Source organism: Sporolactobacillus shoreae (assembly GCF_004684935.1).
Taxonomy (GTDB): Bacteria; Bacillota; Bacilli; order Bacillales; family Sporolactobacillaceae; genus Sporolactobacillus; species Sporolactobacillus shoreae.
The window spans coordinates 26,932-44,951 of the sequence record NZ_SRJD01000007.1 but is presented as its reverse complement, the minus strand read 5'-3'; the positions used below and the strand labels follow the sequence as shown (position 1 = coordinate 44,951).

General features: G+C 41.9%; 17 protein-coding genes, 1 tRNA gene and 1 riboswitch. Of the genes, 12 read left to right on the top strand and 6 right to left on the bottom strand.

Features of this window, described 5'->3' with window-relative positions:
• The first annotated feature begins 2 nt into the window (after positions 1 to 2).
• The 3 genes from E4665_RS07990 to pelG are packed head-to-tail and all read left to right on the top strand — an operon-like array spanning position 3 to position 4,698.
• Positions 3 to 1,844, top strand: coding sequence for a DUF2194 domain-containing protein (locus E4665_RS07990; protein WP_167815155.1), 1,842 nt, complete (start codon positions 3 to 5; stop codon positions 1,842 to 1,844).
• The gene (gene pelF, locus E4665_RS07985) at positions 1,841 to 3,244 is read left to right on the top strand and encodes a GT4 family glycosyltransferase PelF (RefSeq protein ID WP_135348266.1); all 1,404 of its coding nucleotides are present in this window, start codon (positions 1,841 to 1,843) and stop codon (positions 3,242 to 3,244) included. Before E4665_RS07990 ends, pelF begins: the two co-directional genes overlap by 4 nt.
• Positions 3,245 to 3,246: 2 nt before the next feature.
• The gene (gene pelG / locus E4665_RS07980) at positions 3,247 to 4,698 is read left to right on the top strand and encodes an exopolysaccharide Pel transporter PelG (protein WP_135348265.1); all 1,452 of its coding nucleotides are present in this window, start codon (positions 3,247 to 3,249) and stop codon (positions 4,696 to 4,698) included.
• Positions 4,699 to 4,784: 86 nt separating this feature from the next.
• On the opposite strand, the gene E4665_RS07975 is transcribed toward pelG, so the two are convergent.
• Complete coding sequence (locus E4665_RS07975) at positions 4,785 to 5,603, bottom strand: endo alpha-1,4 polygalactosaminidase (RefSeq protein WP_422067247.1); 819 nt, start codon at positions 5,601 to 5,603, stop codon at positions 4,785 to 4,787.
• A gap of 290 nt (positions 5,604 to 5,893) precedes the next feature.
• A riboswitch (cyclic di-GMP riboswitch) is annotated at positions 5,894 to 5,981 on the bottom strand.
• A 244-nt stretch (positions 5,982 to 6,225) separates the two neighbouring features.
• Between E4665_RS07975 and E4665_RS07970 the strand changes: the two genes are divergently transcribed.
• On the top strand, positions 6,226 to 7,032 hold the full coding sequence (locus E4665_RS07970) for an alpha/beta fold hydrolase (protein ID WP_135348264.1): 807 nt from the start codon (positions 6,226 to 6,228) through the stop codon (positions 7,030 to 7,032).
• 48 nt (positions 7,033 to 7,080) lie between these two features.
• A complete protein-coding gene (locus tag E4665_RS07965) occupies positions 7,081 to 7,437 on the top strand; it encodes an SH3 domain-containing protein (RefSeq protein WP_135348263.1) in 357 nt (118 codons plus the stop codon).
• 330 nt (positions 7,438 to 7,767) lie between these two features.
• Here the strand turns inward: E4665_RS07965 and E4665_RS07960 are convergent, their stop codons facing one another.
• Genes E4665_RS07960 through E4665_RS07950 form a run of 3 tightly spaced genes read right to left on the bottom strand, consistent with a single transcriptional unit; the run spans position 7,768 to position 10,493 of the window.
• Positions 7,768 to 8,823 carry an ABC transporter substrate-binding protein gene (locus tag E4665_RS07960; protein ID WP_206663566.1) on the bottom strand — a complete coding sequence of 352 codons (1,056 nt, stop codon included), beginning with the start codon at positions 8,821 to 8,823 and terminating at the stop codon, positions 7,768 to 7,770.
• A 22-nt stretch (positions 8,824 to 8,845) separates the two neighbouring features.
• On the bottom strand, positions 8,846 to 9,703 hold the full coding sequence (locus E4665_RS07955; RefSeq protein ID WP_135348262.1) for an ABC transporter permease: 858 nt from the start codon (positions 9,701 to 9,703) through the stop codon (positions 8,846 to 8,848).
• Positions 9,675 to 10,493: an ABC transporter ATP-binding protein gene (locus tag E4665_RS07950; protein WP_135348261.1), complete on the bottom strand. Its 819-nt coding sequence runs from the start codon at positions 10,491 to 10,493 to the stop codon at positions 9,675 to 9,677. Before E4665_RS07950 ends, E4665_RS07955 begins: the two co-directional genes overlap by 29 nt.
• A gap of 371 nt (positions 10,494 to 10,864) precedes the next feature.
• Here E4665_RS07950 and E4665_RS07945 point away from each other — a divergent pair.
• The 5 genes from E4665_RS07945 to E4665_RS07930 all read left to right on the top strand — a co-directional run bounded on the left by E4665_RS07945 (position 10,865) and on the right by E4665_RS07930 (position 13,747).
• Positions 10,865 to 10,937: transfer RNA gene (locus E4665_RS07945), tRNA-Ala, on the top strand.
• Between the two features lie 192 nt (positions 10,938 to 11,129).
• Entirely contained in the window at positions 11,130 to 11,582 is a 453-nt protein-coding gene (locus E4665_RS18485) for an alpha/beta hydrolase (protein ID WP_241654742.1), read from the top strand.
• Positions 11,467 to 11,877: an alpha/beta hydrolase-fold protein gene (locus E4665_RS18480; RefSeq protein ID WP_241654752.1), complete on the top strand. Its 411-nt coding sequence runs from the start codon at positions 11,467 to 11,469 to the stop codon at positions 11,875 to 11,877. Before E4665_RS18485 ends, E4665_RS18480 begins: the two co-directional genes overlap by 116 nt.
• Positions 11,878 to 12,113: 236 nt before the next feature.
• A complete protein-coding gene (locus tag E4665_RS07935) occupies positions 12,114 to 12,689 on the top strand; it encodes a TetR/AcrR family transcriptional regulator (RefSeq protein WP_135348260.1) in 576 nt (191 codons plus the stop codon).
• A gap of 269 nt (positions 12,690 to 12,958) precedes the next feature.
• A complete protein-coding gene (locus tag E4665_RS07930; RefSeq protein ID WP_135348259.1) occupies positions 12,959 to 13,747 on the top strand; it encodes a hypothetical protein in 789 nt (262 codons plus the stop codon).
• A 383-nt stretch (positions 13,748 to 14,130) separates the two neighbouring features.
• Here the strand turns inward: E4665_RS07930 and E4665_RS07925 are convergent, their stop codons facing one another.
• A complete protein-coding gene (locus tag E4665_RS07925; protein ID WP_135348258.1) occupies positions 14,131 to 14,574 on the bottom strand; it encodes a DUF3788 domain-containing protein in 444 nt (147 codons plus the stop codon).
• A gap of 2 nt (positions 14,575 to 14,576) precedes the next feature.
• On the bottom strand, positions 14,577 to 15,041 hold the full coding sequence (locus E4665_RS07920; protein ID WP_167815154.1) for a GyrI-like domain-containing protein: 465 nt from the start codon (positions 15,039 to 15,041) through the stop codon (positions 14,577 to 14,579).
• Positions 15,042 to 15,664: 623 nt separating this feature from the next.
• Here E4665_RS07920 and E4665_RS07915 point away from each other — a divergent pair.
• Complete coding sequence (locus tag E4665_RS07915; protein ID WP_135348256.1) at positions 15,665 to 17,320, top strand: phospholipase C; 1,656 nt, start codon at positions 15,665 to 15,667, stop codon at positions 17,318 to 17,320.
• Positions 17,321 to 17,497: 177 nt separating this feature from the next.
• A complete protein-coding gene (locus E4665_RS07910; protein ID WP_135348255.1) occupies positions 17,498 to 18,016 on the top strand; it encodes a methyltransferase family protein in 519 nt (172 codons plus the stop codon).
• Positions 18,017 to 18,020: the final 4 nt, after the last annotated feature.

The following is an 18,020-nucleotide window of genomic DNA, read 5'->3' as shown; positions in this document are numbered from 1 at the left end:
GTATGAAACAAAGGCCTGGATGGTTCATATTAATTATCGGAATAGTGTTCTTGGGGGTTATTTCAGCCATCCTTTATTTACGCTCCGACGCTTTTTACCGCCAATTCGGTGACCGACAGGTGATTCCCTCTCAGAAAGTCCGGATGCTAACCGCTTCCGCTTCTGTTCAGAAAGGAGAAAGCATTCAGCTGTATATCGTTCAGCCGGAGGATCCTGAAGGCAATAAGATTATGAAAAATACGATGACGGCTATGAAATATGCCAAGGTTTCATATCAAGTCATCCAGCCTGAGAAAATAGAAAGTCTTAAGGCTGATCCATATCATGGAATTATTTTATACGGTGAAAAGCCGGGAATCCTGCATCAGGCAGCTCTTGACCGGTTTGTGGAAAATGGGGGAAGGCTTATTTTTGCGAACCGATTCTATATGGACTCATCATGGTACAAATTGATGGGAGTAACTGCGAATCACAATTTTACAACCGTCAGGGGACTTCATTTCAAAAAAATGCTTTTCCCCGGATATCCTGAAGTCCCTGAAAGTTCCAATGTTGCCGTACACAGCTCATTGAAAATCGAACTCAATCGTCGCACGACAGATACACTTATTACGGCGCAGAACCTTCCAATATTGTGGACTAATAATTATGGCAAGGGAAAAGTGCTTTTCTGGAATACAACAGCCATGGATGACAAGATGTCGCGCGGTATGTTCGTTCAGTCTCTGGGACATGTTTTTCCCGCATTTGTGTCAGGGCAGGTGGGCGCGCAAACAATGTTCATCGACGACTTTCCTGCGCCGGCACCAGACTCAATGCTAAATAAGAAAGTTACGGGGCAGAAAATGACCGTCAAAGATTTCTACCAAAACGACTGGTGGCCGACAATGAAAAAAATTGCCATCAGGGACCACATAAAATATACAACGGTCGCAATAGGTACCTACCAGAAAATAGTAAAGCCTCCCTTCCCGGATTTTTCCCAGCTCGACCGTAACGCTTATCTTTACTTTGGCTGGGAAAATCTTTCGATGGGTGGTGAACTGGGCATCCATGGATTTAATCATCAGCCGCTTCTTCTTAAAAGTGATCCCGTGGACAAAAGTCTGAACTACGTTAGCTGGAAAAATGAACAGTATATGGGGCAGTCAATTGTTGCCCTGCAGAAATTAGTGCATCAGTTTTTCCCGAAAAATAAAATAAAGGTGTATGTTCCGCCGTCTGATATTATGAATAAGACCGGACTTGATGCACTCAGCAAGTATGCTCCAAATATTGAAACCGTTTCTTCAAATTATCTTGGGACAACAGCAGACGGCAGCCTCGTGACGGAATTCGGTTATGACAAACAGCATCCGAAGATTTTTATGTATCCCAGGGTGACTAGCGGTTATTGGTTGAACGTAGGAGATCAGTATGCCATGGCAGATGCCGCTGCAAATCTGGGAGTCGTTTCACATTTCGTTCATCCCGACGACGTGCTGGACCCGACACGTTCAGGAAATATGAACTGGAAACAGCTTTCTCAGGGATACGCGAACATTGCAGGCAGAGTCCGAAAATACTATCCTCAGATTAAGAGTATGACACAGACCGAAGCAACAACGATCATGAAACATTATTTTCAGGGGAAAATCATAGCGACTTACAGCAAAAACATTATCTATCTTTCTTATGAGGGCATACCGGTTCAGTCTTCAGTCATCGTGCATGTCGAGGAGGGAAAGAAGCTGGATACAGGAAAATTCAGTTTCGGAGAGGTGACGAAACTGGGCGATGCCCTATATGATGTTCATTTGTCAAAACCTGAGGCTATTCTGCAGATTAAGGGTGATCAGAGATGAAGATCGGATTAGTTGTTGAAGGAAGCTACCCGTTTGTCAGCGGAGGAGTAGCCAACTGGGTGCAAATGATGATCCGAAAATTCCCGGAACATGATTTTACAGTCATTGCGATTGTTCCCTCTCCAAAGAAGAGGGAAGATTCCCATTATATTCTCCCGGTCAATCTTAATGATCTGGTGATCATCCCCTTACAGGGTGAGAAGAAGAGTGAAGAATTTTCCTCGTCTTTATCTTCAGATGATGAAGATCTGATCAAAAACTGGTTTACCTTCCAATCGACTGATATTCATGCGGTCAAAATCATTGGCGAGGCCGGTAAACTGGGTTCGCCCGAAGGTTTTCTCAGCAGCAGAACTTTTTATCGGATCGTTAGGGAGAGTTATATACAGGAAAAGAGTAGCAGTCCGTTTTCCGACTACTTCTGGATGTGGCGGTCATTATTTTCCCCCGTCATTAAATTAGTTCAACTTAAATTTAAACATTTTGACCTGATTCACTCCGTTTCAACAGGTTATGGCGGTTTGCTTGCTACCTCAATCAGCGCGGACCAGAACATCCCTTTCATTCTGACGGAGCATGGCATTTATTCACGTGAAAGAGAAGAGGAAATTCTGCAAGCGGACTGGATTCCGATTGAATATAAAAGTCACTGGATCTCCTTCTTCTATCATCTGTCACGGCAAGCCTACGCGCAGGCAAGGGATGTGATCACACTTTTTGGCAGAAATAGTGTCCATCAACGGGAATCCGGGGCGCCCACTGAGAAGCTTAAAATCATTCCAAACGGCGTTGAACTTAGCCAATACGAATCTGTCCGAGCTGAGAAAACAGAGAATGGAAGGCTGACCATATCTGCCGTTATTCGCATTGTTCCCATAAAAGATGTAAAAACGATGATATACAGTGCAAAGATCCTGGCAGATAAAGGGATATCCTTTGAATTTAATTTGCTCGGTTCAGAGTCGGAAGAACCTGAATACGTCAGTGAATGCCGGGAATTAATTGCTAATCTGCATTTAAACCGGCACGTATTCATGAGAGGCAAGGTGGAAGTCAGTGACTATTTAAAAAATACAGATGTTGTGGTCCTGACAAGTGTTTCAGAGGGACAGCCTCTGGCTATCCTCGAAGCAATGGCTTCCGGCATTCCCTGCGTTGTGACCGATGTCGGCTCATGCGGCGAATTGGTCAACGGACGTGATGATGAATTTGGTCCGTGCGGTTTTGTCGTTCCGCCTGTTTCACCGGAAAAGGTTGCCTATTATCTGGAATGGTTCCGGGACCATCCCGAAAAGCGAAAAGTATATGGACATAACGGTTATTTAAGAGTGGAAAAATACTATCAGTTGTCCAGCACAATTGATAGCTATCGAAAATTATATGCGGAAAGGGGAGAATAATAATGGCAGGTATCGGATTCCGTTTACAAAAACTCTTTGCCGAGGATTATTTTTCGTCACGGACAAAAGCGTATGGCTATTCGTTATTTGTCACCGCGGGTCCCTGGCTGATTGTGATCGGCACGATCTCGATTATTCGCTTTCTGATTCACTTTCTCTACCCGATCCCTATGGGCGAACAACAGTTGTTTATTATTTCGGTGTCGTATTGTTTTATTTTTTCACAAATTATTTATGGAATCATTCAGTTGCCGGTGACGAGATATGTAGCCGACCTGCTCTATGATCAAGATGTCAGAAGCATCTACTCATCATTTCTAGGTGTCGTAAAGGTAAGCCTAGCCCTTGCTTTTTTGCTCTGGCTCTTGTTTGCACTGTTCACTCCTCTGCCATTTTATTATGATCTTATTCTGCTCATTCTTTTTTTGTCGCTCGACATCATCTGGATTCAGAGCATTTATCTGACAGCAGCTAAGAACTTCCAGGCTATTGCTCTTGCGTTCTTTTTCGGGGGGATCGTTTCCATTGTCGGTATGGGGGCAGTCTCATTTTTTCGCCCGCACTTCATGTATGCCCAGGCTTTTCTGCTGCTCGGTTCATTTACGACGGGAATCATTGTGACACTGGGCGTACTAAGCCTGGTCCTGGTGCGGATGTTTCCAGGACTTGAGGCGAAAGATCAGTTTAATTTCTTGAGAGCGTTTGATAAATATCCGGAACTCGCGCTCAGTGGCCTGCTCTATAATGTCGGTATCTGGGTCTGCAACTTTATCATCTGGTTTGGTGAAGGGCACCAGATCATCGCGGGAAGTTTCCGATACAATCCGATTTATGACAGTTCCGTGTTCTGGGCCTACCTAACAATTACGCCAACCTATGTATTCTTTACTGTTTCAATAGAAACCAGATTTTACGAACGTTATAAAAAATTTCTCGGCGCTGTGAATCACGGCGGCACGCTGAAACAGGTCGAACACTTAAAAAGTGCCATGAATCTCACGGTTCGCCAGGAACTGAAACATCTATTAATGATGCAGGGGGCGATCACGGGGATCGCCATTTTTATAGCATGGATCCTCATGTCCCAAATGTCTCAGTCGACAATGCTGTATTCTATTTTCCAACTGGCTGCGGTCGGCGCATTTGCTAACGGTATGGTTCTTGTCTGCACACTTATGCTTCTGTATTTTGAGGACAGACGGGGAGCCGTCATGACATCCGTCATATTCTGCCTGACGAACGCCCTGATCACGCTGATATTACTTCCTTTAGGTTATAACGGGTATGGCATTGGATTTGCGTTAGGATCGGTTACGGCACTTCTTTTTTCACTGTCTCGACTTCTCTGGTATGTCAGGGACATTGACTACTATCTTTTCTGCAGGGCAGAATCAATGAGAGCGGGTCGCAGGCTGTTCACCTCTGTTGCGGGATGGTTTAACCGGTTTAGCTGAACGAGTTAAGATGAATAAAGAGGCTGTCTCTTAGTCAAAAACCGACTCATGAGACAGCCTCTTGTTATTCTTACCGGAATTACTATTTACAGGTTGTTATATATATCGTTGCCGTTCAACGTACTGATGAATCCAAGCTGCTGCGCGTAGCTTTCTGATGAGGTGTTCGGCGCTACCGTAATCAGCCGGATGCTTCCGGATACGCTCCGGAAATAGTTGATCCAGTTCTGGCTCCATTCGTCGGTGGAGACAACAGATTTGTCGAAATCTTCCCACATAACACCGTTAATGTAAGGGGCAGAAGTGGATTTTACAGTATCAAATCCCCAATTCTGAATAAGTGACAATCCGGGATAGGACGACTTAATCTTGCCAAGCAAAGTTTTATAAGCTTGTCTGAACTGATTCTGAACGGCAGGATCTTTATAAAAGTAATCATCAATGTCGCCGACAGTGTCGAGGAATACGCCATCCATATCTTTAGCGGCGATTTGGCTGTTCACCTTATTCATTAAGATATCCTGATAGTGAGGTTTGGAGAGATCCATGATATAAGTTTTCCATTGAGGAATTCTGTACTTTTTACCATGGTAGTAGAAATAATCAGAATCATTGACAAGACCTTTATTCTGATCTTCTAGCTCCATGACGCTTAAATAACCGTAAACTTTTGTGCCATGTGCCTTCAGCGTGTCAACCTGCGCTTTCGAAAAAGCATAGGGCTCGATAATGACCGCACCATACTTGGACAGAGCGCTGATTGCGGAGGGAGTCGCTTCACCATAATAAACCTTGACTGATTTTATACTATTCATCGAAGCACCTGTGATAGTTGGTTTGCTGGTCGTTTTTGCAGTCAAAGTTTTCACTGTGGCGGTTTTTTTAATTGAAGCGTTTTTTTTCAAAGTAACTTTTTTAACCGCAGCTTTTTTGTTTTTCTTAACTGCTACGGCCTGTTTTTTGACAACTGACTTTTTCTTAGGAATCTTATTTTTAGATGCGCTCTTTTTGCTTTTGACGGTCTTATGTACGACTTTTACCGCTCGAGCCTTGGAAGAACTTTTCGCCTGAACGATACTTTCTGTGGAACCGGAAAAAAACAGGCAGAAAAACAATAGTAACACCAAAGCTTTCTTATATAAGCGCATAAAAAAACTCCCCCTCATTTACGTTTTCTCCTAAAATCAGAAAAAAATACGGAAGACCAGCCGTCATAGCGAAAAAATCGCCTTAGACCTGTGACTTTGCGTCACTGCTTTTCAGCAGCTTTGCCCTTTAGAAAGAAAGACTAGAACATAAACAAATATATAGCATGTCTTATAAATTAGCAATAATAAGATGCGCCTAAATGTGAAGATGTCATGAATTAAATTGATAAGATCCGCAGGAAGAACAAAAAATCATTCAATCAATTATATGTCAAGTTAAAAATGAATACTGACAGTCGTCCGTTCATGTTGTATAATTTTATCGTGAATACACGAACGTATTTTCGTATTCAATACATAATGAAGGGAAAACCAGATCATGACCTATTGCAAAGTTTCTCAGGCGGACATCTATTATGAAGATAGAGGCGAGGGGACACCCATCCTGATGATTCACGGCTATTCTCCGGATCACAGGCTTATGAGCGGATGCATGGAACCGGTTTTCAGAAAGCGGACCGGATGGCGACGGATTTATATGGATTTACCGGGAATGGGCTTGACGAAAAATTATCAGGACATCGGTAGTTCGGATGATATGCTGCAAACTGTATTGGAGTTTGTTCAAAAGGTGCTTCCTGATCAGGACTTTCTGATTGCCGGTGAGTCCTATGGCGGTTATTTGGCAAGAGGAATTATTGAAAAACAAAGAAGCCGGGTTCACGGAGCGGCATTCATTTGCCCCTGCATTGTTCCCCAAAAAGAGAAAAGAAGGCTACCGGAACATGTGGTCCTTCGTTCTGATCATGAATTTTTGAAGAACCTGACGGACGATGAACTGGAGGACTTCAGCTCCATGCAGGTAGTTTTAGACGAGTACAACTGGAACAGATACCAACATGAAATTCTGACGGGGTGCGCAATCGCGGATGAGCCTTTTTTGGAAAAGGTCAAGAAAAACTATGCGTTTTCGTTCGATATTGATCAGTCAGAGTTTGATCAACCGACTTTATTTCTGCTCGGACGGCAGGATGCTTCAGTTGGATTCAAGGATGCACTGGACCTCATAGATAAATACCCAAGAGGCACTTTCGGTGTATTGGATACGGCAGGCCACAATCTGCAGATTGAGCAGTCGCAAATTTTCAACACGCTTATCAATGACTGGCTGGACAGGGTTGAATAATTTTAAAGCTAAAGATTTTAATCCATTTAGAAACGGAGCGATTTCCGCATGCCACGATATACAGTAATTGAAAACTATCAATCATGTTATCCGGACCCTATTGTTTTAAAAAGGGGTGAAGAGGTCCTCTATGGAGAAGAAGACACTCAGTATCCTAACTGGATCTTTTGCCAGTCTTTGAAGTCGAAAAAAGAAGGCTGGGTGCCCAAGCAAATTCTATCATCCCCGAACCATCTGGCACATGCAAAAGTTCTGGACGATTATTCTGCCCATGAATTGACAGTAACTAAAGGCGAACGATTGCATGGCTTAAAACATTTAAATGATTGGACCTATTGCAGAACCGGAAGTGGCAAACAGGGCTGGATTCCATCAGATCACATAGCCCCTATATTTAATCAGTGAGAACTATTTTTGCTGCATTAGATAAAGCTATTTATTGCAAAAGTACCAGTCATGAGCACCGGTACGTTCTTCATAAGTAAAGTCCAAATAAAGTTTTTCCATTTCTTTACTTAATCGAATATTGAACCTTTGTAAGTAATCGTCTGTCACAAGTCGTTTTAACACAAAAAGGCTTTCCTGTACGGAAAACTTCGTTTCAATAGAATATGCTGGTTAAATTTGAAAGCATTTAGAAGCCTTGTTCCACCATATGCAACATAATAAAAAAGGACCATTCCTGTAGAAACGTACAGGATTGATCCCCTTTCACATTTAAAAAATTCAATTTGTTTATTGATTTGCTTTATTCACGAATTGGTTCGTGTATGTTTTGCTTAAGTCAATATTTTTAACATCCGGTTTGAAAGAAGAAAGGATTTTTTGAACATTTTCAGGAACACTGGCAGGCATTTTTCCATCATGAGTGAACATTGGCAGCTGACCTTTCAATGCCTGGATGTACAGGCTTTTGTTGCCTGCATAATAATCTGTCGGCATTTTCGCGGCGATTTCTTCAGGCGTATGAGTACTCATCCATTTCAACGTTTTTACATAAGCGTTAACAAGCTTCTGGACAACATCCGGATGTGCTTTCACATAAGAATTCTGCATATAAAGGCTGGTCGAGGCATAGCCTCCGCCCAATGCTTTGTTCGACGAATCCTTGTGGTTCATATCGACTAATGGGTACGCTAAATGGCTGTTTTCTAACATAGTCGCCGTCGGTTCACTTGTGACTGCTGCATCAATTTTATTATTTTTCATGGCGGCGATTAACGTACTGCCGGCACCGACAGGAATCGGAGTGTAATCGTTCTCCTTACCGCCACCTTTTACGACATTGTAAGTCGCTAACATGTTCGTTGACGAACCAAGACCAGTGACGCCGATTTTCAGTCCTTTTAAGTCAGAAATAGATTTAACTTTATTCTTCAATTTATCGGATACGAGTAAAGTTTCCCCCGGAACATCCGCCATCGTCACAACGGCTTCAACATTTTTCCCTTTTGTCGCAAGGTCAAGGGTGTGGTCATAGAATCCGCCGGCACCGTCAACCTGACCGGCTAAAAGGGCTAATTCAGCATCCTGACCGGCACTTTCTTCAACAAGACTGACGTTCACGCCTGCCTGCTGATAATACCCAAGTTGCTGAGCCAACATAAACGGCATGTAAATAATTTTTTCTAATCCACCGACCATGATCACCACCCTTGGATGCGTCGACGAACCATTTTGGGTTGAGCTATTCGAATTCGCAGACGATGAAAAACACCCTGTAAGAAGCATAGTGAAAACAACAATACCTGACACACCTGTTACTATTTTTTTTAGAGTACTTTTTTTCAAGCAGACTCCCCCTCGTTTTATGTTATTTCCGAACGTAACGCCAGGCGATAAAACGTTTTTCAAGCTTTGAAACGCCCAGATCAGCAATGAGTGCCGTAATTGACAGGATGAGCATTCCGGCAAATACTCCTGTGGTATCAAATGCTCCCTGAGCCTGAGCAATTAAATACCCTAATCCCTGGGTTGCACCAATAAATTCACCAACAACCGCCCCGATTAAAGCAAATCCAAAACTGGAATGAAGGCTGGAGAGGATCCAGGTCAATGCAGAAGGTATAATCACATGCTTCGCTAGTTGACCTTTGCTCGCACCGAGAAGAAGCGCGTTGTTGATCAAATTCCGATCTACTTCCCGAACGCCCTGGAAGGCATTGAAGAATACGATAAAGAATGTTAAAACCAGACCGGAAGCAACTTTTGAAGGCATTCCTAATCCAAACCATAGGATGAAAATGGGGACTAAAACAACACGTGGAATGGCGTTGATCATTTTGATATACGGTCCTAAAATCACCGACAGCAAATCATTAACACCAAGGGCATAGCCGAAGATGATCCCAAAAACGCCACCCAAGATGAAGGAGAGAACTGTTTCTTCCAAGGTCACCAAAAATTGAAGCCATAGAGGACCTGCAGTAGTTCCATAAACGGCCCAAGTCCAAATATGTTTCACGATGTCAAAAGGACTGGAGAAAAAGAATGGATCAATGATTTTTTGACTGGATAAAAATTGCCAGGATCCCGTCACTACAACAAACACTAACAACTGCAAGCTCAAATTGCGGGCCTGAAGCTTTAATGCCTTTTTCTTTAACTCAGCCTTTCGTGAAACCACTTCTACACTAGCTGGACTAGCTAGTGAACTTATTTGCGTTTTCATAGCTAATCATCACCTCATCCTTCAGGTCTTTCCAAATTTGTTGGTGAATTCTCATAAAAGCAGGGTCAAAGCTGATTTCTGCTACATTACGAGGCCTTGGTAAATCAATCTGGTAATCCCCCTTAATCGTTGCTCCTGGTCCTGCTGTAAGAACGATCACCCGATCACTGAGCGCAATGGCTTCTTCTAAATCATGGGTGATAAAAAAAACAGAAGCAGAGGTCTCTTCCCATATCCTCAGCAATTCATCCTCCATTAATTGTCTTGTGTGAACATCAAGAGCCGAAAAAGACTCATCCATGAGGAGAATTTCAGGCTGAACAATTAAGCATTGAGCCAGTGACACTCGTTTCCTCATTCCTCCTGAAAGCTGGGAAGGATAATGTCCTTCAAACCCTTTAAGACCGACACGGGTGATCCACTTTCTGGCTTCATCATAGGCATCTGCCTTACTTATCCCCCGTAACCGCAGACCTAGTGAAACATTATCAATAACCGTCTTCCATGGAAAAGCATTTTCCGTTTGGAAAACACATGCGGCCCGCTGATTTATCCCATCTAGTCTCTGCTCGGAAATATACACCTCACCTTCTGTGGGAGGTTCAAATCCTGCAATTAAGTTCAGCGCTGTTGATTTCCCACAGCCAGTAGGTCCAACAATCGATGTAAATTCCCCTTTTGGAATTCGCAAATTAATATCCCGTAATACGGTATGAACTTCACCTGAAGGCTTAACATATTCCTTCGTTATCCCTTTCAGTTCGATCATATCGGGTGCCGTTTGTGTCATAGCCCGATAGGCTCTCTTATCCGAAGTGCTCATAATTTTCACCCATTTTCTTAGTTATGATAGCGGTTACATTTTGATTTAATCATTTTCATCAGGCTCACCCACTCTAACCGGCTCATTTGATTGTACAGCCGGCTCGATTATTTTATTACTTTGATCGGCAAATATGACTGATGCTAATTTTTTCGTGGAATTTCTTTATTGAGGCAAAGGTGCCCGTGGCTGCGGTCATAATCCTGCCTCCATCGAAGCAGGAAGGGTTCCTGTACGGTACAAACTGAGCTTTCTATAAATTTTCTTGACCACTGTGCAGAAAATAGTGTAACATAGTCATGTTGTCGGCACGGAGATATAAGTTGCTGTCATTTTTCGGGGCATTAGCTCAGCTGGGAGAGCGTTGCGCTGGCAGCGCAAAGGTCAGGGGTTCGAGCCCCCTATGCTCCATAAATACGAATAAGACCTCTAAGAGTGAAGTTTTCAGAAACATACTCTTGGAGGTCTTTTTTCTATGTTCATTGAAACGGTTGGCCGAAAGATAAAAGTATCGATCATACACCGACGTTTTGAAAATGGTGGTTCGGCTTCGTCACTTATTTCAAAACAATCGTTTGCATTCAACTTTCGGAGGGATCGCACATGATATTAGAAGGTAACGTCTTCTCAAGGACACTTGGATTGAATACAGGAATAACTGTTGTTTCTCCCAATCATTTGAATGTGGGCGGTAACTATAAAGTGGCCTATCTGTTGCATGGATTAGGCGGCAATAACAGGGACTGGATTGATTTTACGATGTTACCGGTGTATGCCAATGAATATGACACCATCTTTGTCATGCCGGAAGTGGGCCGAAGTTTTTATACAGACATGAAATATGGCTCAAAATATTTTACTTATATTACAGAAGAACTACCGAGCATATGTAAGAGCATTTTTAACGTATCAGCAAAAAGGGAAGACACCATGGTTATGGGTGCCTCTATGGGGAGGATACGGGGCATTAAAATGCGCATTGTCAAAACCGGAGCAATATGGCGTTTGCTGTGCGTTTTCCCCAGCTTGTTTATTTTTAAAAGAATACTTGGATAAAGCAGTTTTCGGAGAGCAGTTGAAAGGAGACTTCAAAGCCATCTTTGGTGATTCATTAGAACCAAATGCTGATGATGAAATACTGGAGTTGGCCAAAAAAGCGAATAACCAACCAGTTAAACCAAAAATATACACGGCATGCGGATCAGACGATCATTTGCAAAAATTTAATGTCCGGTTTAGCCATGAAATGAAGAAACTTGATTTTGGCTTTACTTATGAAGAGTGGACAGGCGATCACGACTGGTATTTCTTTAACGAAGCCCTGAAAAAAGCGTTAGAAAGATCCTTGTAAGACGTGAAACTTCAAGATACTAAACGACCACCTGGCAGGTGGTCGTTTAGTTATGTGTCGACAGAATAACTCAAAGCACCCGAAAGAACGTGAGTATTATAATGAATTGACATTCGTATCCATTGTATTATGGGCAATTAAATTAAAGTTGAATATTATTCAAAATTACTATTGACAAAAATACTGTTAAAAAATAAAATTGAATAGTATTCAAAATATAGTGACGGGTGAATATCATGTATCAGAAAAGTACGTTAACGAAAAATAATATTATGCTAGCGGTAGTAAATTTGCTACAAGACAGAGAAGTGGAGCAAATCAGCATCGTTGATATTGCAAAAGAAGCGAATGTAGCAGTAGGGTTAATAAATTATCATTTTAAGAGTAAGGAAGAACTCTTTCGATTGGCTGTTGAATATTACATCAGAAAAACGATAACGGAAGAAAGCCGGAATGTTACATCGCTGGGTTTGACGCCCAGGGAGCAGCTTGCTATTTCTATAAAAGGATATGCGGATTTTATTGAGAGGCATAAAAGGCTAAGCAGATATTATCTTCTCTATCTTCTTGAAAATGTCATAGATGCCGAATCTTCTAATTTGGGATATGACTATTATATTCCGCTCCTAAAAGAATTAAAAAAGGGGTGTGCCGAAGAAGACTTGGTTCTCTACATTTGCCAAATCATTCATCCGATCCAAATGATGTTTTTGAGAAATGACATCATGAAAAAGGCCGTAAAACTTGATTTTTCTTGTAAAAAGGATAGGGATGTGATCATAGAAAAGCTGATTTCCAATATCGTTGATTAGGTGAAAATAATATGTTTAGGAGAAGACCCAAAGAATAGCAAATGCAGAATGGAACTTCGGAATTACTAAAAATAGAATTTGGAGGGGACATACAATGCAGGAATTGTGGCTGATACGCAGCGAAAATTGAAAAAGGTTTATAGAAGTAAATTTGGCGCAAGTGAGATTACCACTACCCTAAAAAGAGTGATTACTAATAGGATAGAAACATCCTAGTCTAGATTTGTTTAACATTCTTAAAATTTATGTGTCGACAGGAGGGCAATAGCGTGGCATCAATTTTTGAACTTGAAGTTAATAAAAATGCAGAGTCAGCTTATAAAGAGAAGAAGTATTCTCTTCCTTTAATAATATCCATGTCATTCACTCGTATCTTTTTATTCTTGTTATTTCAGTTTATATTTTTCATCGTATTTAAAATGAGTAATGTTCAATCGCCATGGCAACAATCGACCTATTGGTGGCCGTTTGTTGTTACCATTGCAAACGTGATTTGCGTGATACTATTAAATATGCTGTTGAAAAGGGAGAATAAAAGGTACTGGAACTTTTTTGTGTTTGATAAGAAAACAGTTCTTAAGGATTCATTCATGTCACTTGGTTTACTACTTTTATGTATACCTGTTGCGAATATCCCTTTCATCTTGCTGGGCAATGCTCTGTTTGGTGATTACATGGGAGCGGTTAATCTGTTTATCAGGCCTCTGCCAATATGGGCTGCGTGGACAGCTTTTATGATTTTCCCACTGACCATGCTATTTGGAGAATTAACTACATATTTTGGTTATGTGATGCCTAGATTAGAAATCATAACAAGGAATAAATGGTTTTCTCTTTTCTTACCGGCTATTATGCTTTCATTTCAGCATGCTGCCTTACCGCTCATATTTGATCCAAGATTTATTGTCTGGCGTTTGTTCATGTTTTTACCTTTTGCAATTGTTATTGGCTTTGTTGTAAGGTGGAAACCAAAGCTTCTCCCCTATTTTTTGATAGGTCATTTTTTACTGGATTTGACGACTGCTTTTCAGATTTTATCCGTTTCAATAGCAAAGTGAGATTTTCAACCGGCAAATATATGCATCTTTTTTATCTACACATTAAATATAGTATCAGAAAGAATTTAAAAAAACGCACAACATTCAATGCGCCATCCCTTTTTCCCTCTTCAGTGGACATTGCACAGATGAAGTCCATTAAAGGGGTTTTCCATATGTTTTCTTTGAAAAAGGTTGAAAGGGATTTTTGGCAAAAAAGTGTTTTATGTTCATTTGACGATCTATGGTTGATTTTTTGGAAAGTAATTCGTAAATAATAGCCATTCCGATAAGCAAGGCAGAATGACCAACTCTATTCGTTGATTGATTACGATTAGGCATCCTATTGGAAAGAAGAAGTTTAATATATATTTTATTTGCTTCACCTTCTTGGAATTCATTCATCAGTGTTTAGGCGTTTTCTTTATGTAGATCAACTTTTCAATGTCCTTTAATTCGTCGCCATTTTCCACCGGATAATGTATCCAACCCCCTTCTCCGCACGGGTAACGCTTTTCCCACAAGGTCTGAGTTTTAGGAAGCATATTTTCCAATTCCTGATATAATTTTTTGAGCTCTGGCTTTCCAATAGATAGGGTAACGGTAAATGAATTTTTCTCAAAAAACAAGTAGCAGAGCATTTTGCTTTTATGGCTGTATTTGTAGCCCCAACCGTAGTTATTGCCAAAAGGGAATTTCAGTTCGCGGATTAATTCATATCGGCTGTTCAGAAAATGTTCAAATTCATTGAGCCTTCTTACGGCCTGATCTCCTAATAGATCACTTATTTCTGAGGAAGAGGGTGCAGCATTTTTATCCATAAATCGTTCTTTTGTATGAATATCCACTTTTACAGCTCCCTGAGTATCGGTGTCCATAATTCATAGTCGCTTTTACTGCCGGCAGGATAGTACTCAAAATTGAAGCCGTGCTCCTTGTCGGGAGTATATCCGGCGTTTGGTAAGGTCTTCTCATAATACTCAGTCCAAGCATCAAAGGCAGACATGCTTACAGGTACATGGCTGACCGCATAAATTGTCTCAGGTATGTGTTTACATATAGTTTCTTTTGGAGAATGGGTGATATTACTGATTTCAATACCAATCAAATAATTATAATATCCGGTATGACTTGAAGACCATATGAGTCCATAAAAATCTTTTTTGCAGCCATATATATCAAATAATTCATCTTTTTTAGCATCATAATCACGCCACAATTGCGAGATTTCTTTGCCACAGGTCTCTAAACTTGTTTCTTTATTGTACCCGCACAGATAAAAGGCCTGACGTTTTTTTAACGTTACATTTAGCACTGACACTCATCTCCTTTTTTTAATTATAAAATAACCCAATAGGGATATATGTGACAAAAAAAATAAAGAGCAGGAAGCTCGAATTTATTTACTACTTCAGGATTTTTCCCCATAGGAAAGCCCTTTTTGTTTGGCTATGTTTAAATCCAATGTTGTTTTTGCCTCTCCGCTGTTTGAAGCGGAAGGCGCGAGACTCCTGCGGGATCAGCGAGCAGCGAGCCTGGTGAGACCCCGCGGCGAGGGTACCGAGCGAGGAGGCTCACGGATCGCCCGCGGAAAGCGAGCGCATGGAGCGAAAAACAACAGATAAGTTTAACAAAGCCTTTTGTTTAGAAACCAGGTCATCCCTGACCATCACTACTAAGGCTTCTTTAATAAAAATAGGTCTTCTTTAATAGGTTTCGCTTTCAATGCACGTTTTGTTAGAAACGCCCTTCCAATATGTGGTTGTGTCGGACAGACATCAAAACAAACGCACAAACAGGATCTTAGTGTCTAAGCCGTCTTTACTAATTGTCATCCATTTTTTACAAATAGAAAATACTGCGGAAACCGGGAGGTAACCTTCAGAAATTATGATCAATTTGTGACAAAAAATTGATCAAATCGGAGATGATTGAAAAATGATTAGGCTCAAGTCATCGAAAAAATGGACTGCCGGTTTGCTTGCCGCCGTCCTCGTCGCGACCGGCGGATATTTTGCTTTGCCCAATACTCAGGTCTTGTCCGCAAAGTCAATGGCTAAGCACAGCAACAGCTATTCCTATGTCAAGTATCAAGGAAGCACGACCACACCTATTAAACATGTTGTTGTCATTTTTCAGGAGAATATCTCATTCGACCATTACTTCGGAACTTATCCGCATGCGCTGAATCCGAAGGGGGAGCCGGCTTTTCATGCGGCTCCGAACACTCCGACGGTCAACGGGCTGAGCGGGACGCTTCTGACAAACAATCCGAACGGCGCGAATCCACAGCGGCTGGATCGCTCGCAGGCTGTTACCGGTGGCAATGATCACAGCTATACCAATGAACAAAAAGCGACGGATAGTGGGTTGATGGACAAGTATGTGACCTATGGTGGGCACGGCTCGACAAATGTCATGAACTACTATGACGGCAACACGGTTACCGGATTATGGAACTACGCGCAGCATTACGCTTTAAACGATAATTCATTCGGGACAAGCTACGGTCCGTCGACACCTGGCGCACTGAACCTGGTTTCCGGTCAGACACACGGATCCGTGCCCTATACAGCAAATGTCACGGCTGGCGGCGAAAAGATAAGCGACGGCGTGGTCAGCGGTCTGGTTAACAATGGGACAACCTATAATGATATCGATCCCTATTATGATGAGACATCAAAAGGAAAAACCGTGGCACTGACCGGTAAGAATGTTGGTGATCTTCTCAACGCAAAGAACATTACCTGGGGTTGGTTTGAAGGCGGATTCCACAATTCCGGCGAGAAGCATGATAATGTCGGGGGAACCGGTTCAACGGATTATATCCCGCATCATGAACCGTTTCAGTACTATCAGTCAACAGCAAATCCGAATCATCTGGCACCTTCAAAAGCTTCATTGATCGGGAAAACGGATCAGGCCAACCATCAGTACGATCTGGCAGACTTCTGGACTGCGGCAAACTCTGGAAACCTGCCTGCAGTTAGTTTCTTAAAAGCACCTGCCAATCAGGACGGACATTCCGGCTACTCCGATCCGCTTGACGAACAGTACTTCCTGACGAATACCATCAATAATCTGGAACAACTGCCGTCATGGAAAGATACCGCCGTGATCATTGCCTATGATGACTCGGACGGATGGTATGATCATGTGATGCCCCCACTCGTCAACGGATCCAATGATCCGACGGCTGACGCGCTGAACGGGCCGGGCGTTGCCGGTCAAGTGAAACCGGGCGCCTATCTTGACCGCGCGGGTTACGGACCTAGGCTCCCGCTCCTTGTGATTTCTCCCTATGCCAGATCGAACTTCGTGGACAATACATTGACCGATCAGTCTTCCGTCTTGCGTTTCATTGAAGACAACTGGAAACTGGGGCGCATCGGTGACCAGTCGTTCGACGCGATGGCCGGAAGCCTAGAGAACATGTTCGACTTCACAAATCATGGGAAAAACAAAGCGCTCTTCCTGAATCCGAACACCGGACTGGTAGAAAGCAAGCAGTCAGCCCGGAAACAGGGTCAGGATTATTTGAAGAATCTTTATAAAGACGCGGGTGTAACGATACCTAAAGATGCGCTAAAATAATCTACTGAAATTGAAGGATTGACTTGACTTGAACAGATCAAATGTGATGATTTTCGTTAATCACATTTGATTTTTTGTTTTTCCGTAAGACAACGTCCATTGGTTGAGCTTCATGCTATATAATGAAAGTGACTGCAGATTATTAATATTGTCCGTTATTTAAGAAAGCGGGATACGATGAATGCAATTCTGTTAGCAATACCAATCATACTTATAAGGTTTGGACTTTTATACACATTAAATAAAGAAGCGTTAAAACGTGCGGCCTTTTTCCCTCCGCTGACAGGTGGAGAAAAAATTGCGTACTGGTTTTATCAACTGGCAAACATTCTTATATTCCTGTATTTATTTTTCCTCAAAATAAGAGTTGACTCTCCTTGGTTTTCCGCAGGCATGATCATATATAGTTTAGGAATTATTTTTTGCATCGTATCCATATCGAATTTTGCGAAGCCCGAAAAAAATGGGATCAATTTAAAAGGGCTGTACCAAGTCTCCCGTAACCCTATGTATATTGGGTATTTTATTTATTTTTTAGGCTGTGTGCTGCTCACACATTCATTGATATTGCTAACATTATTAGTGATTTTTCAAGTATCCGCACATTGGATTGTTCTTTCCGAAGAAAGATGGTGTGTACAGGAATTTGGAGAAGAGTACATAAATTATATGAATAAAGTGAGACGTTATCTTTAGAGAG

Coding starts and splice junctions, on each gene's coding strand:
- E4665_RS07915 (WP_135348256.1), top strand. CDS start 15,665: ATGATTAGGCTCAAGTCATCGAAAAAATGGACTGCCGGTTTGCTTGCC.
- E4665_RS07955 (WP_135348262.1), bottom strand. CDS start 9,703: ATGAAAACGCAAATAAGTTCACTAGCTAGTCCAGCTAGTGTAGAAGTG.
- E4665_RS18485 (WP_241654742.1), top strand. CDS start 11,130: ATGATATTAGAAGGTAACGTCTTCTCAAGGACACTTGGATTGAATACA.
- E4665_RS07965 (WP_135348263.1), top strand. CDS start 7,081: ATGCCACGATATACAGTAATTGAAAACTATCAATCATGTTATCCGGAC.
- E4665_RS07970 (WP_135348264.1), top strand. CDS start 6,226: ATGACCTATTGCAAAGTTTCTCAGGCGGACATCTATTATGAAGATAGA.
- E4665_RS07935 (WP_135348260.1), top strand. CDS start 12,114: ATGTATCAGAAAAGTACGTTAACGAAAAATAATATTATGCTAGCGGTA.
- pelG (WP_135348265.1), top strand. CDS start 3,247: ATGGCAGGTATCGGATTCCGTTTACAAAAACTCTTTGCCGAGGATTAT.
- E4665_RS07910 (WP_135348255.1), top strand. CDS start 17,498: ATGAATGCAATTCTGTTAGCAATACCAATCATACTTATAAGGTTTGGA.
- pelF (WP_135348266.1), top strand. CDS start 1,841: ATGAAGATCGGATTAGTTGTTGAAGGAAGCTACCCGTTTGTCAGCGGA.
- E4665_RS07950 (WP_135348261.1), bottom strand. CDS start 10,493: ATGACACAAACGGCACCCGATATGATCGAACTGAAAGGGATAACGAAG.
- E4665_RS07990 (WP_167815155.1), top strand. CDS start 3: ATGAAACAAAGGCCTGGATGGTTCATATTAATTATCGGAATAGTGTTC.